Source organism: Proteiniphilum sp. LBM24028, assembly GCF_056629195.1.
On the sequence record NZ_CM152817.1, the window covers coordinates 3,196,293 to 3,211,947 of the forward strand.

At 45.7% G+C, this 15,655-nt stretch carries 14 protein-coding genes and 1 other RNA gene; 2 read left to right on the forward strand and 13 right to left on the reverse strand.

Annotated elements, in window-relative coordinates; translation table 11 throughout:
- Positions 1-136: 136 nt before the first annotated feature.
- From AC1HCU_RS12890 to AC1HCU_RS12940, 11 genes are all read right to left on the reverse strand, one after another.
- Positions 137-2,956, reverse strand: a complete 2,820-nt coding sequence (locus AC1HCU_RS12890) for a hypothetical protein (RefSeq protein WP_480366577.1) — start codon at positions 2,954-2,956, stop codon at positions 137-139.
- A 2-nt stretch (positions 2,957-2,958) separates the two neighbouring features.
- Complete coding sequence (locus AC1HCU_RS12895; protein WP_480366579.1) at positions 2,959-3,981, reverse strand: hypothetical protein; 1,023 nt, start codon at positions 3,979-3,981, stop codon at positions 2,959-2,961.
- Complete coding sequence (locus AC1HCU_RS12900) at positions 3,974-4,786, reverse strand: fimbrial biogenesis chaperone (RefSeq protein WP_480366581.1); 813 nt, start codon at positions 4,784-4,786, stop codon at positions 3,974-3,976. The genes AC1HCU_RS12895 and AC1HCU_RS12900 overlap by 8 nt, the downstream gene beginning before the upstream one ends.
- A gap of 103 nt (positions 4,787-4,889) precedes the next feature.
- Complete coding sequence (locus AC1HCU_RS12905; protein WP_480366583.1) at positions 4,890-5,468, reverse strand: hypothetical protein; 579 nt, start codon at positions 5,466-5,468, stop codon at positions 4,890-4,892.
- A 777-nt stretch (positions 5,469-6,245) separates the two neighbouring features.
- Complete coding sequence (locus tag AC1HCU_RS12910) at positions 6,246-6,806, reverse strand: hypothetical protein (protein ID WP_480366585.1); 561 nt, start codon at positions 6,804-6,806, stop codon at positions 6,246-6,248.
- 214 nt (positions 6,807-7,020) lie between these two features.
- Positions 7,021-7,191, reverse strand: a complete 171-nt coding sequence (locus tag AC1HCU_RS12915; RefSeq protein ID WP_480366587.1) for a hypothetical protein — start codon at positions 7,189-7,191, stop codon at positions 7,021-7,023.
- Between the two features lie 225 nt (positions 7,192-7,416).
- The gene (locus AC1HCU_RS12920) at positions 7,417-8,628 is read right to left on the reverse strand and encodes an aminotransferase class V-fold PLP-dependent enzyme (RefSeq protein WP_480371201.1); all 1,212 of its coding nucleotides are present in this window, start codon (positions 8,626-8,628) and stop codon (positions 7,417-7,419) included.
- A gap of 68 nt (positions 8,629-8,696) precedes the next feature.
- On the reverse strand, positions 8,697-10,037 hold the full coding sequence (gene sufD / locus AC1HCU_RS12925) for a Fe-S cluster assembly protein SufD (protein ID WP_480366589.1): 1,341 nt from the start codon (positions 10,035-10,037) through the stop codon (positions 8,697-8,699).
- Positions 10,038-10,057: 20 nt separating this feature from the next.
- Positions 10,058-10,801 (reverse strand): Fe-S cluster assembly ATPase SufC, encoded by a 744-nt coding sequence (gene sufC / locus AC1HCU_RS12930; protein ID WP_480366591.1) that lies wholly within the window; start codon positions 10,799-10,801, stop codon positions 10,058-10,060.
- 144 nt (positions 10,802-10,945) lie between these two features.
- Complete coding sequence (locus tag AC1HCU_RS12935) at positions 10,946-11,731, reverse strand: ABC transporter ATP-binding protein (RefSeq protein ID WP_286879739.1); 786 nt, start codon at positions 11,729-11,731, stop codon at positions 10,946-10,948.
- 11 nt (positions 11,732-11,742) lie between these two features.
- Entirely contained in the window at positions 11,743-12,492 is a 750-nt protein-coding gene (locus AC1HCU_RS12940; protein WP_286879741.1) for an MlaE family ABC transporter permease, read from the reverse strand.
- Between the two features lie 100 nt (positions 12,493-12,592).
- Here AC1HCU_RS12940 and AC1HCU_RS12945 point away from each other — a divergent pair, with 100 nt between their 5' ends.
- Positions 12,593-13,309: a M48 family metallopeptidase gene (locus AC1HCU_RS12945; RefSeq protein WP_286879737.1), complete on the forward strand. Its 717-nt coding sequence runs from the start codon at positions 12,593-12,595 to the stop codon at positions 13,307-13,309.
- 68 nt (positions 13,310-13,377) lie between these two features.
- Here the strand turns inward: AC1HCU_RS12945 and AC1HCU_RS12950 are convergent, their stop codons facing one another.
- Both AC1HCU_RS12950 and rnpB read right to left on the reverse strand, forming a co-directional pair.
- On the reverse strand, positions 13,378-14,931 hold the full coding sequence (locus AC1HCU_RS12950) for a YihY/virulence factor BrkB family protein (protein WP_480366594.1): 1,554 nt from the start codon (positions 14,929-14,931) through the stop codon (positions 13,378-13,380).
- A 17-nt stretch (positions 14,932-14,948) separates the two neighbouring features.
- Positions 14,949-15,301, reverse strand: an RNA gene (gene rnpB, locus AC1HCU_RS12955) — RNase P RNA component class A.
- 174 nt (positions 15,302-15,475) lie between these two features.
- Here rnpB and AC1HCU_RS12960 point away from each other — a divergent pair.
- Complete coding sequence (locus AC1HCU_RS12960; RefSeq protein ID WP_480366596.1) at positions 15,476-15,628, forward strand: hypothetical protein; 153 nt, start codon at positions 15,476-15,478, stop codon at positions 15,626-15,628.
- Positions 15,629-15,655: the final 27 nt, after the last annotated feature.

Consider the following 15,655-nt stretch of genomic DNA (forward strand, 5'->3'; position numbering starts at 1 on the left):
AGGTGTAACCTAATCTTCTTTTCGTTTCTTACACTTTAGACACGAATAATGCAGAAAAGAATGAGCGAAATTTGAAAAAACAAAAAAATCCGGCATATCACTATACCGGAGGTCGGAACTGAACACTAAGAGGCATTTATTGCACTTCCTGTGCAAAAAACTTCTTCACATTCACTTTCCGGGTTTTTATCCCGATGACGAACGGTTCCAGTTCGTTCACTCTGCCAACTTCCATCCTGAAGTTTTGTACTGGTTCCGCACAATCGGTATGCTCTGCCAATGTCCTCTTATCTAGTGTGATGGTATATTCCCCCACAGGAAGGAAGGCAATAAAACGGCCGTAGTCGTCGGTTACCACTGTTTGCTGAAACCTCCCTCCGTGACCGCTGATGGTGAAGCGGAATCCTTCGTTCCGCTGCACGATCTCCACGCTGTTCTCGCTCGCCTCATAGCGAATGCTGCCCTGCAGGGTGCCGCTCTGGCGAAGGGGTATCTCTGTCACTGTTTTGAAACGGTTGACTTCAATCTCCTGTTGACCAAACGACCATTCACCGGTTTGCATCGGTTTGACGGAATAGTTTCCAAAGGGTACGGAGGTATAGCGCACTTCGCCGTTACTACCTGAGACAAATGCTTTCCGGTCGATGTCGAGCAGATAACCTTCCGCCGGTGTATCACCCTTATCGTAGCGGCCGTTGCCATTGTAGTCGTAATAAACTTTCGCAATCAGCGTACTTTTCTTCCCTGTCAGCGGCTGCCCTTTTCTAAATTGATAGCGTACACCCACCTCCAGGTTCAAAATATCCCTGTTTTGCATGAAGGGATACTGATACCAGTACCCACTGAAAGAGAGGGAGAAATTATGTCGGGTGAAATACCTTGCTTGTATGTTCACCGATGGCACACTGCCCTGGTACACATCGCGTGTAAAGTTGAATCCGGAGGTGAGTTGAATTTTTTTTGAAAAGCGATGGTTGACCAATGCAGATGCGGAGAACCGGGTAAACATCCGGTTTTGTTGTTGCGCCATTACCTGCTCATAGAGATAGTAAGCCCCCTGCTGCCAGGTAATCCCGGTGGTGAGCCATCGGTATGCGTAGCTCAATGACGCCTTTCCCTGTCTCTCGCGGCTTTTATTCACAGGGTTTCGATAGTATCCTCCCTCCAGACTGCCATAGAGAGAGTGGTTACCGGCAGGATGCTGCCACCGCCATTGCCATCCCAGACGGTGGGCATCCATTGTCAGATTTCGGTCTGCAGCCCCTTCTCCTACATATCTTGAATAAGAAGAAGAACTTTCTCCCTGGTAATTGTACATCAAGGATGAGGTAAAACCGGGAAGAGGGGGCAATGAGACGGAGAAACTCCCAAAGCTGTTCTGTGACCGATAATTGTAGTTGTAAGCATAGGATTTGGGCTCCGATTTATTGTAGCTGAAGGAGCCATTCAGGTGGATACCGTCAGTAATTCTCTTGCTGATATTTTGGTTGAATGATGTCACTCCCTTACGGTTACCCGAGAAGTAAGGATCGCTGTAGTAAGCCGATCCGTTTAATATGAGATCGGAAAAAAGAGTACCCTGATAGCGTAGTTCGGCTGTACCGGTGAGTTTACTACCCTCCATATCCCAATATTGCGCCATCGAACCGTAACCCATCATCTCCAGCTCCCACAGGTCGTTGAAACGGAAACGCCATGCGAGAGAGCCTACCTGAAATCGGGCCTGTTCATAAGGATTGCGCTGAAAGATATAGCCCACTGTAGCTCCCGTTCTCCCTGTGCTTGCTCCCAACTCTCCTTTTATAAAAAAAGAGTAATAATCGTCAAACCATGGATTGCCGGATAACAGGTTGTAGTTTTGGTCAATGGCACCAATGGTCAACCGTTTGTTTCGGGTACTGTCGGAGAAGCTTGCTTTCGCCCCTCTGCCATAGAGTGAAAGCTCTGCCTGTTCACCCACATTTCCCAAAGAAAACTCATGCTCATGGAGCCGGTAGGTAAGCGATGTATTGGTCACATAGGGGAGGGGCTGGATGTTATACTGATAGATGTTGCCCTTAAGGTGCAAAAATCCTGCAGGCAGATCGAGGTAACCCCCTCCCTGTAACTGGATGGTGGAGGACACATAGTTATAGGTGCGATAGCTCAGCTGAACCGCATTGTCTGATATGCCCTCGCTGTATTCTGTCATCTGATCAAGCAGGAAAGAGTTGTAACTGCGCCGGGTACTGATGTTGTGGATGGTTATCGTTCTGGAGTCGACTATTTTTTTCTCACTCCCCTTCATGGCTGTTATCCGCACCTCAAAACGTTCCGCGGCAAGCAGGTTGCTGCTCGCGATAAAACTGTGGATAAATTCCCGTTGCTCCCCGGGTAGCACGGATGCGGTCATTTCGGTGAAGGGTGCCGCACTCCGCAGATTGGGCACATTGAACACCAGCGTTATCTGTTCGGAAATATTTCCGTTGTTCTTGATCGTCACACGGAGCCGCACTGAATCTTCGGGATTGGTAATCAGCACCGGAGCATTATCTGTCAGCAATATAAGCTGTTCATGTCGTTTAATCTCCAGCGATGTCTCGCGACTTACCACGTGTTCTTTGGCTTCGTTCAACAAATCATACCGTATCCGCTTCTCACCTGCGGTCAGATCTTTTGTCAGCAGCAGCTTGAAGGAAACAAACCCGCTGTCGCCCGCAGCTATGTATACCGTCCGTTCATCCTGGGAGAGCACCCGAATACCGGTAGGCGCGTTTACCCCGATGATGCCGCTGAAGGCACTTTCGGCGTGATTGACCACTTTGAGCACATGACTCAGCAACTGTCCTTTGTCTGACAGGGTACTTATTTCAAGATCGACAGGCGGTACAGCAACTATTCCTGCTTTCGTTGCAAAAAGAAAATGAAAGCAAGCCAGAAAAACGAGTACAGCTATTGATCCTGTTTTACGCCACATTGCTATTGGGGGGTAATTTCGAAGAGCAGACTGGTACTGTATTGTTCGGTGGGAATATTAAAAATCCGGGAATCATTGGGCACGGTGGTGAATGTCAAATTATATTTTTTCTCACCACTTCCGGTTGCTGCACCGTTGAGCATTGGTACCATCGCACCGGAGAGCGGCATGGAGGAAGTGGATTGTGTATTGTCCGACAATTGAATCCGTACCAAATCCAAAGGCAATATATTCCCCGATGCAGAAGATAGATTGGGGTAAATGGAACTCACCCTTAACTGATAAGCTACATTGGATTTTACAGTTATACCGTTGGGATAGGTGATGTTTTTCCCGTTCACATAATCGGCTGCAGTATTAAATTCCATATTCACGGTCGCAGGATCAACAAGAATGGAATAATTATTTGCATTGGTAGAAAGCTTGTGAACCTGTAAGATGTCGTACGTACGGTGAATGGTAAATACATTCCCCCCGATATAGGCTTTGAACTCGAAAGGAGCTGAATAAGTAATTGTCTTGTTGCCGTTGTCATCATCCAGTATATCTAGGTAGCCTCCCCCGATGGCAGCCAGCTGAAAATTCATCTGAAACTGATAATAGACAAAATTATTTCCCACCTTATTGGATAACGCCACGTTTGCGCCATTTACCAGGTCTCTTTCCTGTGAACCGAGCAGCATCACGGGATAAGGAACGTTAATTTGATTGACACCCGGAATATTGATGACGGGCTGCCCTTCGGTACTTGTCAGGATAAGGCCCACTTTGTCGGACGGGAAAACCTTCGTGCCATCTTTTGAAACAATATTGCCTGTCAGCCTGACTGTAACCCGCCAGTTCTCCGCGTATAACTGTGTTCCCCATTGCTCCTTAATGGCAAGCGTATAATAACCGTTGGTGGTGATGCCGTTATAGGAATATATTCCTATATAGGGATTTCCCCATAACTCAAACTCTTGTGTATAGGATGGCAATGTAACGACGAAAGCGATGCAGCAATATAACAGACTGCGTTTACTCATGGCTGAATTCCAATTCTGCTGCTTCCAATGCGGTCTCATCACCATAATCGAGTATGACGGTGGCGGTATAATCTCCTTTTACCAGAGGTTCTTTGATAGGAATATCTATCTTACGCTGGTCACCCGGCATGGTGTAAAATTCGCTCTCACCCAGCGATACCTCCTTACCAGTAGTGCGGTTAAACAAAGTGGTTTTTAAGATGCCGTTCACCCAGGTGTTCCCTTTGTTGTGAAAAAGAAGCCCGATGATATTATTTTCTCTGTCCAATGACATATTTTCAATTTCCAGTTGTTTTTGCTCCTGCTGCAGACCTTTCCGATAGATTTTGATTCCCTGACGCACATTGATCCGGATAGCTGTGCCGCGGGCATCCACACCATCTACCGGATTCATCTGGGTCACATAAAGCATGGATGTCTGGACGTTCTCTTTCGCTTCAATTCCAGCAGGCACCGTCATCACAAGCGTGATATTGCGACTCTCTCCCGGTTCCAGCGTGATATAGGTTCCTTCCGGCAGGCTGAGCCATGACGCGCAACTGTTTAGGAGTGTGTCAGGCGGCAGCATGATATTATTGCCGTTTTCATCGTATTTCCAGTCGCCAAAAGTGATGGAAAGATCGAGCGTATGTTGTTTGCTGGTATTATTCACCAATATCTGCTGGGTAGCACTCTCACCTGCACCCAGTGTATAATACACCCTCGGCGGGGAGACCGATAACCCTACCTGCGCCCTGAGCATGGGGGAAAGGACAAGAAAGATACCGCATACCAGGATTGAGCGTTTCAATGGCCAATTTCTCATATGTGACAGGTTTTCGTTACTGAAGCGTGATTAAACTAAAAAAAGGGAAGGTATGGTCGAAAAGAAAAGACACCCCTCCCTTTTTGTGTGAAATAAAATATTTTCAAATCGTTGTGATAGTATAGGTCAGGGTGGTGGTAAACACGGTGGCCCCGTCACCATCCACGTGAGAGACGTTATACCCGTCGATATAGGCTTCGGCAGCATCTTCCGTGTTGTCATATTCCACATCGAACTCGAGGTCTTTACCCCCCCCGTTGGATTGGATAAGTATTTGATCAGTAGTTGAAAGTGCCTTTGCTACATCAATAACTGCGTATGTTCTTGGGTTACCTACTGATTTCGAAGCTTTCACGCTGACGTCACCTACAGGAATGGTCAGATTGGTATTCCCGGATGTAAAGTTTGCAGCCGATGCTTTTACGTTCACCACAAATCCTCCGGTACTAAAGACCTTGAGGTGTTTTGTTTTGACAGCCAAAGTAACCCCATCTGTATAGTCAGTTTCTGTTTGATACAAAAAGTCTACTGTCTCCTGTGTTGGATTGACCGTGATTGTTTGTACCGGTTTGAACTTCAGATTCAACGTCACATTATCTGTGTTTTCTGCCATTGCACTGTTTGCATTAGCAAGACCAAGAAGGAAAAGCGCACATGCGATAAATAAATTTTTTGTTTTCATTCTAATTAATTTGATGTGATTTTAAAGAATATTGCTGTAAATATATAAAATTACTTTTATTGCCTTAGTTTATTGTCCTTCAACCGGCATTGTTGTATTTTTAAGACAAAATATATTCAATTCAAGACGACGAGTCCGGTAAAAACAGATAATTGTTATTTTTCAGTTTGCTGTGATGATAAATTGTTATTTACCTTCTCGTTTATCGCTCTAATTTGCAATTTTCGTTAATTATGTCCATTTTATTAAATTATTAGAGAAAACGGGACAATTAAACAAAAAAATATTTCAACACTCTATGTATCAACGGGTTGCTGTGAGACAATATTTTTTTCGCCGCAAATGTACGACCTGTTTCGTTGTTATACAAATAAAAGACATATATTTAACTTTATTTAAAGTTATTCTTATTTTATCAGAATTACGTCAAAAACCATCTTGCTTATTTTGTGCATCTTACCTAATCATTACATAAATATGCTGAAATCCATGTATTGTCCGTAAAATATAATACTCGACTCTTCTTTTTCCAATTCTAAATATTCGCTGAATAACAGTTTATTCTGTTAAAAAGGGGTTCCGAACCTGAAGGAAATAAGATTTAACACACCCATGAAGTTTCATTTCCTTTGAAAAAATTTAACAGTATTCTACATATAAATCACGATACAAATGAAATAAAAAAGACAATATATACAATAAAAATGGACATTTCCTGGATAATTCGCTTGCAAACGATTACAAATAATGATTGATTGAATAAGGTGAAACTCCATCCTATCGGGTAGTTATGGTATAGGTTACATTTGTGCTATATACCGTTTCAACTCCGTCGGAACTGACATATTTGTCGATATACTTTTGTGCCAATCCGGCAATCCTGTTATCGTAGGTAACATTGTATTTCAGGTTTCTCCCTCCGCCTTCGGACTCGATGATGGGAACGGAGGTCGCAGAGAGGGTTGCTTCTGTATAGCGGGCATGTGTTCCGCTGTTGGAACCGTCACCTGCCCTGACAATCACATCACTTACCGGAATGGTCTCACTGCCGCCCGACCGTGAAAAGCCAGCATAGCCACCGGCTACCGTAACCTGGAAGCCTCCGCTACTGAACACAGTGAGATGATCGTCTTGATTGATAGCTACTCCGTTCTCATAATCTTCGGGAGTGGCATACACAAGATCGGTGGTTTGCTGGGAGGTTTGTACGGTAATCGTCTGTACCGGAAGAAACCGGATGTTCACAGTGACAGCGGCGGTATGCGACTGCGCTCCGGCGTGTTCCGCCAAAAAAATCTGGCAGACAAGCAGCGTTGTTAAGGTTATCGGAATATTCAAAAAAACCTTCCTCTCTTTTAAATACTATCTTTCTGAGGAGAAATTTATAGAATAATTTTATTAAATCCAAGCAAAATTGGATGTTTTTTCATAAATTACATCTTAAAGACAGGTTGTTAGCAAAAGAAAGACAAATGACGGGGAGGGAGGAGAAAAAGTTCATGAGTCCGCGGAATCGATCAAGGCAAAACACAGATCAGAAGGCTGTGAAGGATCAGAGGGAAACATAAACTTTATTTTCCTGGTGATTTAACCTGACAGGTTCCATTTTTTGCAGTTCCTGCAATGTTTTGTCAATGGTAGCCTGATTTGTGGTGAGTGTATAACTACAATTGAGCGAATCGAGAACAGCCTGGATTGTCTCGCTGGCTCTATATGCGTTCACATTAAACGAAGTATCCATGACCGCTGTCCGGGTGCTTTGGGCGTGTATTACAAATGACGTCTTTTATCAGGACGCCGGCGGCCATCCTGAGAGCAATCCTCCTCATTCTTCTCAGTAGAATGAACAAAGCATGGCCTTCGTTCCGGCTATATCCAGACATTTTTTATATGGAATTAAGAAGAGTCCGGGCGAATGTAATCAGCTACATATGTTGCACAATATTGTTCAAAACATCTTTACAATCCGGTCTATGCCTTTCACAAATAAATCGATCTCTTCTCTTGTATTGTAAAAGGCAAAGGATGCCCGCACATTACCATCAATTCCCAATACCCGCATCAACGGTTCGGCACAGTGGTGGCCGGTGCGTACGGCAATACCCATTTTATCGAGTAGCGTGCCCATGTCGTATGGGTGAATACCTTCCACAAGAAAAGAGATCACGCTGCTTTTTTCGCCGGCAGTTCCAAGAATTCGAAGTCGGGGAATGGCAAGCATCTGTTCCGTGGCATATTGCAACAACATATGCTCATATGCGGCAATATTTTTCAACCCAATGGAGGAAACGTAGTCCAAAGCAGTAGCCAGGGCAGCCGTACCCACGAAATCGGGTGTTCCTGCCTCAAATTTAAACGGAAGCCTGTTGAAGGTTGTCTTCTCAAACGAAACACTGGCAATCATCTCCCCCCCCCCCTGATAGGGAGGCAGGGCATTCAGCCATTTTTCTTTTCCGTACAACACACCCACGCCGGTAGGGCCATAGATCTTGTGGGAGGAAAAAGCAAGAAAGTCGCAATCAATTTGTTGAACGTCTACCTCACAATGCTGTACACTCTGGGCTGCATCTATTAAAACAGGGATATCATGTCTATGGGCTGTTGCCACGATTTTTTGAACCGGATTGATTGTGCCCAGCACATTCGAAATATGGGTTATCGCGATAATTTTGGTACGTGGTGTGATCAGTCTTTCTAATTCATCCAGAAGTAATTCACCTTTTTCATTGATGGGAGCTATCCTGAGTTTCAGTCCGAAGATACCCGCCTGCAACTGCCAGGGTACGATATTGGAGTGATGCTCCATGGCAGTGATCAGTATCTCATCACCTTCCCGGCAAAAGGTACGGCAATAAGAGGATGCTACCAGGTTAATCGACTCAGTAGCACCGCGCGTGAAGACGATCTCATTTTCGGATGCAGCATTTATAAACCGTGCCACCGTCCGTCGTGCTGCCTCGTGTTCATCCGTGGCGGCCTGGCTCAGGAAATGCACTCCCCTGTGCACATTGGCGTTTACGGTTGAATACATTCCTGTAATCTTATCCATCACACAATGTGGCTTCTGCGTGGTTGCCGCGTTGTCGAGATAAACCAGCGGCTTGCCGTATACCTCACGTGAGAGGATCGGAAAGTCGCCCCGTATCTTATATATATCCAGTTCTTTCAATTGTTTATAATCTGCAGTCAGTATCCTGTGCTAACTTGTCAATCAATAATTACTAATTCTCATTTGCATACGTTACAATTCCCGCAACGCATCAACTCGCCCCGGAAACGCTTGTTGATCAAGCTCGTCAGTCGTTCCTGCAAACTTTCTATGCGCACCATGTCTACCACATCACGCGTAAAGGCCACCATCAGGAGAAGGCGTGCCTCTTCCTTGTCGATACCACGTGCGCGCATATAGAAGAGTGCCTCCTCGTCGAGCTGCCCTGTGGTGAGGCCGTGGGAACATTTGACATCATCGGCATAAATCTCAAGCTGCGGCTTGGAGAACATCTGTGCCGAATCTGAAGTCAGCAAGTTGCGATTATTCTGATATGCCATCGTCTTCTGTGCGTCTTTCTCCACCTGAATCTTGCCGCAAAAGACACCTGTTGCCTGATCGTTCAGCACGTTTTTAAACAATTCATTACTCATGCAATTGGGGCTGAGATGATCGAGAAAAGCGAAATTGTCAATGTGCTGTTTCTTGTCGCAGATGGCCAGACCTCCGGCATGTGCCTCGGCATGTTCTCCAAGGAGCCGGAAACGATAGTTGTTTCGTGTATATCCGTTGTGCAGCGTGATACTACTGGTCACCACGTTGGAATGGCCTCTCTGCTCGCTAAACAGGTTGTTGAGCCGGGTCACCTTTTCTGAGTTTTCTTCAAGCTCGTATATATCCACCTGGGCAGAAGCACCAGCAAAGACTTCAGTCACCTGGGTCACCACAAAATGAATATCATCCACGGTATGGTCGCATATCAGCAACTTCACCTGGGCATTTTCTTCGGCGATAATCAGAATTCTCCTGTTCACGCTCAGGTCAACCCCTCCCCTCAGGATGTTGATGAGCTGCAATGGCTTTTCCAGGATCACATTTTTGGGTACGTATACCACAAAACCGTCCTGGGCAAACATGGTGTTATATGCCACTACACCGTTATCGCTGTAGTCGGCTATTTGGGCATAATGTGTTGTAAATTGTTCGGGAAATAATTCCGAAAAACGTTGCAAGCTACCTACGAAAACACCTTCCGGTAATATTTCGGAGGGCTGGAAACGGTCGTAGTATCTGTCGTTGATCAAGAAATAAAGATGCGTGGAGAGATTGGGTACATCGCATTTGAAAGCATCATAGGGATTCACCGGGATGTCTATGTTCCGAAGATTCAATCCTAGGTCGATATCGAATGTACGCACAATATTGGAATGTTTGTAATCCTCCTGTCTTGAAGTAGGGAATCCTATCTGAGTGAAAGTATCAAAGGCGGCATCGCGGTGCTTATTCATTCCTCTTACTGAATGTGCATCGAGCTCCTCCCGAAACTGTGTAAACAGATCTATATATTGTTGTTCTATCATTGTTGTCAGTGGATTGCAGATTATGGATTGATTAGCCAGTCATAGCCTCTCCTTTCAAGTTCATGCGCGAGTTCGGGGCCACCGGAACGCACGATTTTTCCCGCGAAAAGCACGTGCACATAATCGGGTTTGATATACTCCAGCAGTCGCTGGTAATGGGTGATGACAATGGTGGCATTCTCTTTGGTCTGCAGCTTGTTCACACCGGCTGCTACCACCCGAAGGGCATCTATGTCGAGTCCTGAATCGGTTTCGTCGAGAATGGCCAGCTGTGGGCTGAGCATTGCCATCTGAAATATTTCGTTTTTCTTTTTCTCACCCCCCGAGAACCCCTCATTCACCGAGCGGCTTACCAGCTGGCTATCAATGCCCAGCAGTTCACGTTTGTCACGCATCAGCTTCAGGAAGTCAGTCGCTGAGATAGGGTCCTCCCCACGATACTTGCGTTGTTCATTCACGGCAGCACGCATGAAGTTGACCATGCTTACGCCGGGTATCTCCACCGGATACTGGAAACTCAGAAAAAGGCCCTCGCGGGCGCGGTCTTCGGGCTCCATCTCCAAAAGATCTTTCTCTTTAAACAGGATATTTCCACGGGTAACTTCAAACTTGGGATTGCCCGCCAGCACCGATGCAAGTGTACTTTTTCCGGATCCGTTGGGGCCCATCACTGCATGCACCTCACCCTGATTTACTTCCAGATTTACACCTTTCAGGATCTCTTTCTCTTCTACAATTGCATGCAGATTCTTTATTTTTAACATACTTGTCATGTTGATTTTTTGAAAATTATAATAGTGGCGGCTGTATCATCCGCCTGAAAAATTGCTTTTGTGTGATTGAATTGTACAAAGGAATCATTCTCGCCCCTGAATAACAACCATTGTTGTGTAATTGTTCTATTTATTTCATTTCCTTTGATTCTCCTCCTCAGAAATAATTTCCTCAGCTTCTTTTATCTTTTTGAAGAGATCCGATGCAAAAACAAAATCGTTGAGTTTTTCGTTATCAGCACCCATCACTTCTGACTTGGATCCCTCCCACTCTTTGATTCCTTCGTTGATAAAAATGACATTATCTCCGATATTGATTACCGAATTCATGTCGTGCGATACCACCACGGTGGTCATTCCAAAGTCGATGGTGATATCCTGTATCAGTTCGTCGATCAGCTGCGATGTTTTCGGATCGAGTCCCGAGTTGGGTTCATCGCAGAAAAGATATTTCGGGTTCAGCGCGATGGCTCTCGCGATAGCAACACGCTTCTTCATTCCCCCACTGATCTCCGACGGATAAAGGTCTGCAGCCTCCGACAGATTCACGCGTTCAAGGCAAAACTCCGCACGTTTACGTCGCTCCCGCTTGTTTTTACGCGAAAACATCTCCAACGGAAACATCACATTCTCGAGTACCGTGCGGGAGTCGAACAGGGCTGCTCCCTGAAAGAGCATGCCGATATCCCGGCGTAAACGACGTATATCCCTCGACTTCATGCCGGTAAATTTACGGCTGTCGTACCATATTTCGCCAGAAGTAGGAGAAATTAAACCGACAAGGCATTTCAGCAGTACCGTCTTTCCCGATCCGCTCCGGCCTATGATCATGTTTACCACCCCTTTGTGAAAGGTGGTATTGATGTTGTCGAGGACCAGTTTTCCATCGAACTCCTTCGTCAGTTTCTTTATCTCTATCATACCAAAATCATTTACCCCAAAGCCAACTGCGTGAATAGCAGGTCGGTCACCAGTATCAATACGCTGTTGATCACCACAGAGTTGGTGCTGGCTGCACCTACCTCCAGCGCCCCCCCTTTTGCGGTATAACCGAAGTAGGCGGCCACCGATGCGATGATAAAACCAAACAACATCGATTTAACAATAGAATACCAGATGAACGATTCCCGAAAGAATGCCTGAATACCGTACACGTAAGTTTCGACCGAAGGTGTGCCCAGCACCATGCAAATAATGTACCCGCCAAAAAGGCCCATGAACATGCTAAAAATCACAAGCACCGGCATGAAGGCCACAAAAGAGGCTATTTTAGGCAGGATAAGATAGTTGGCTGAATTCACACCCATGATGTCGAGCGCATCGATCTGTTCGGTAATGCGCATTGTCCCAATCTCCGAGGCCACGTTCGATCCCACTTTTCCGGAAAGAATGAGACACATGATGGTAGAAGAGAACTCCAGGAGGATAATCTCGCGTGATACTACGCCTACCGTGAACCGTGGCAACAAGGGCGAATCAATATTTAATGCAATTTGGAGCACAATTACAGCACCAATGAAGAATGAGATGATGATGACAATCCAGATGGAGTTCACACCCAGCGTATATACTCCTTTCATGAATTCTTTCACGAACTCCCTCATCCGGTCGGGCACGGACAGTACTCTTCTCATCAACAGTGCGTACTCACCAATATCTTCTAAAGAACGGATAAAATTCATGCGGCTTTCTCGTTCAAATAATTTATGCAAAGATAAATTTTTTATTTCGATTCCTGCTAAAACCAACAAGGTTACTGTTTTAAAATTGTATTTTTGCCAGATGGTTGAACTTTTCGACAAAGAGCTCGGCAAAATCATCGTAGTCCCTCACAGAGGGGCAAAAAGAGTGATTGCAAGGCAAAAGAACGGATACTTTCAGCTGACTGTACCTTACCGGTTCGGTCCGAAGCAGGTTGCTTCTGTGCTGGAAGAACTAAGGCCCCGTCTCTCGGGGTTAAAACCAGTGTCCAGATCAATATTCAGGGAACAAGATATGGTCAGCAGCTTCACGTTTAACGCGCAGATAGTCAGAAACAGTCTTATCGATACACCTTCGCTGTCACTAAAAAAAGGTGAACTGCGTATCTACATGCCACAGCGGAGCGACCTTTCATTACCTGAAAGTCAACAGTTTATCAAAGAAGCAATTACAGGTGTTTTAAGGATCGAGGCCAAACGGATATTACCCGGAAAAGCGGCTTCATTTGCCCGGCAACACCACCTTCTATACCGGGAAATAAGGATCAATAGCAGCAAGGGGCGCTGGGGAAGTTGTTCTGCACAGAAAAATATCAATCTTTCCCTCTTCCTGATGCTGCTCCCTGAGAGGTTGATCGACTATGTTGTTCTGCACGAACTGGCCCATACGGTGGAGCTGAACCACGGAGAAAAATTCTGGTCGCTGCTCGACCGGTTTTGTCAGGGAAGAGCGCGGGAGCTAAGCAGGGAAGTAAAAAAGTTCAGGCCAGAGTGGTACGACTTCCTGGTACAGGATTAAGAAACGGACTTTCGCCCTGCTGCATCAGTGCCCTGCTGTACGACCTCACAAGAGGGGATGGCGATTTTTCAGAGATCTTTCAGCAGCAAATCGCTGTTATTCTCATACATGCAGAGCCGGGTGTTGACCAGCACTTTCCAGTGTTCATGAAACTCTCCTTCCATGTCGATCATAAAATCCTCCGACCCTTTTTCATCCAGCTTGGCCATAAGATAGTTCACCGAGATCAGGTTGATGTCCACTGCCGGCTGAAAAGCCATTACCAATTCATCTTCGGGCGTGGGTGTGGGAGAGATTATATTCACTTCCGTCAGCACGTCGAGAATGTCATGCGTCAGCCGTGAAGGCACCTTGCATTTTTCAGAAAGCTGATCGGCCGTATAGGGGGGCAGTTCATCTGCAAAACGACGAGTAATTACCGAAGCAATCATCAACGTAAAGAAATCCCGGTATCTCCGGCTAATGTTTCGCGTCTCTTTTTCGAAAGAAAACTTGCGTACATTCTGGGCAGCGTAGGACACCTCGGCCCCGATGAGGGTGATAAACCAGGAGAGCTGTATCCAGAGAAGCATCAGCGGGATGGCGGCAAAAGTACCATAAATGGCATTGTAACGTGTAATCCATAACTGCCCGCTCAGGTAAAGCATTTGAAAAAACTGAAAGGCTATCCCCGCAAGAATACCTGCCAACAGGGCGTTCTGCAATTTCACCTTCACATTGGGTAGGAATTTATAAACAGAGGTAAATATTACAATCATCACCACGAAGGGGATGATATTTAAGAGCCGCGGAATAAAAGGATAGAGAATATAAATAATCTTGAGTGTGTTGTTTTGAGGATAGCTAAGTATATTCAATGCGTTGACGAGAATGAAAAAGATGGGTATCAGCAGTACCATCGCCGAATAATCAGTTACTTTTCGCCCAATGCTCCGCCCTTTGCTTACCTGCCATATCTTATTCAGATTGTTTTCAATGTCATTGAAAAGGAGCAGGATAGTATAGAGAAACAGCAGGATACCTACTCCCGCAAATATACCTCCGCCTTTGGCCTCCTCCAGTGAATTATCGATCAGCTGAAACAATAAATCCAGGAACTCACGTGTTCTCCCCCCGGCAGTGGCTTCCTCCTGAAACTGTATTTGATCGGGACCGCCCAACGAAGCATCTCCGCTGCCAGTGTTGTCGCCGCCCTCTGTCACATTCATGCCAAAAAATGCTGTATCGGATGGTGCCACTGCCTCCGTTACTACTCCGGTAGTGTTTGTCTCCTCCCCCGTCATCAGGTTAAAAATACTGCTCTCCATGATATTTTCTATCCCAAAGCCGCGGGCAATGGCAAAAATCACGGCCAACAGGGGGACAATGGAGAGAAGGGTACGGTAAGTGAGCGAGCGAGAACTTGCGGCGATATTCAACTCCTGTACATTCCGCACGGTGAGCATGACTATCTTGATGGCATTATAGAGAATGTTTTTTTTATTGGATAGTGTTTCAGGATTGGATCGCCAGATGTCATAAGATAAAAATCTGATTATCTCCTTCACTTTCATCCTCAACCGATCCAGTCTGCCGGGTTCTTCCTCTTCTTCGCGGTATCTGTTTTTACCGTTCTTACCCATAACTTTCTTTTTTATAAAAAAGCAGCCGGTCTGTAAGCCGGGTTCTGTATCCCAAAGATTCAGGATGTTTGTCATTTATCTGCGGAGTGATGTCACCATCCTCCTTTAGCGGCCTACCCCCCGGCATCGGGCGAGCAACCCTGATTATCCGGTATACATGGCCTTGCAACCCATAACGCGTACGGCACACCGTGTTGCCACGACATCCGGTGGGCTCTTACCCCACCTTTTCACCCTTACCCCCTGCGGGGCGGTTATTTTCTGTTACGCACATCTGCTCTCACGAACAGCTTCCCGTTAGGAAGTATGGCGCTCTGCGTTGCCCGGACTTTCCTCCCCCCTTGCGGTGAGCGACAAACCGACCTGCTGCAACTGCAAAATTAATAATAAGTTATGATTTATTCCCTTTTTTAATCGTTATTCTTTATCGATGCATATATACTTCCTCTTTATAATATGGTCCTTTGGCTTTTTTTGACAGTTCTCAAAAACTTCACTAGCATACCGGTTGTTTATATGCAAATAGCATTCCACTAACAAACCTATGCGTACCAACGGAATAATGATGCAATACTTCGAATGGTTTCTGCCGGATGACGGGAACCTGTGGAACAGGTTGAAGGAAGATGCAGAGCACCTGAATCATATAGGCGTCACAGGTGTATGGATTCCTCCCTGCTTCAAAGGCCTCAGCTAGCAGTCACTTATGTAGACAACCATGACT

Coding starts and splice junctions, on each gene's coding strand:
- AC1HCU_RS12890 (WP_480366577.1), bottom strand. CDS start 2,956: ATGTGGCGTAAAACAGGATCAATAGCTGTACTCGTTTTTCTGGCTTGC.
- AC1HCU_RS12895 (WP_480366579.1), bottom strand. CDS start 3,981: ATGAGTAAACGCAGTCTGTTATATTGCTGCATCGCTTTCGTCGTTACA.
- AC1HCU_RS12900 (WP_480366581.1), bottom strand. CDS start 4,786: ATGAGAAATTGGCCATTGAAACGCTCAATCCTGGTATGCGGTATCTTT.
- AC1HCU_RS12905 (WP_480366583.1), bottom strand. CDS start 5,468: ATGAAAACAAAAAATTTATTTATCGCATGTGCGCTTTTCCTTCTTGGT.
- sufD (WP_480366589.1), bottom strand. CDS start 10,037: ATGATAGAACAACAATATATAGATCTGTTTACACAGTTTCGGGAGGAG.
- sufC (WP_480366591.1), bottom strand. CDS start 10,801: ATGTTAAAAATAAAGAATCTGCATGCAATTGTAGAAGAGAAAGAGATC.
- AC1HCU_RS12935 (WP_286879739.1), bottom strand. CDS start 11,731: ATGATAGAGATAAAGAAACTGACGAAGGAGTTCGATGGAAAACTGGTC.
- AC1HCU_RS12940 (WP_286879741.1), bottom strand. CDS start 12,492: ATGAATTTTATCCGTTCTTTAGAAGATATTGGTGAGTACGCACTGTTG.
- AC1HCU_RS12945 (WP_286879737.1), top strand. CDS start 12,593: ATGGTTGAACTTTTCGACAAAGAGCTCGGCAAAATCATCGTAGTCCCT.
- AC1HCU_RS12950 (WP_480366594.1), bottom strand. CDS start 14,931: ATGGGTAAGAACGGTAAAAACAGATACCGCGAAGAAGAGGAAGAACCC.
- AC1HCU_RS12960 (WP_480366596.1), top strand. CDS start 15,476: ATGCGTACCAACGGAATAATGATGCAATACTTCGAATGGTTTCTGCCG.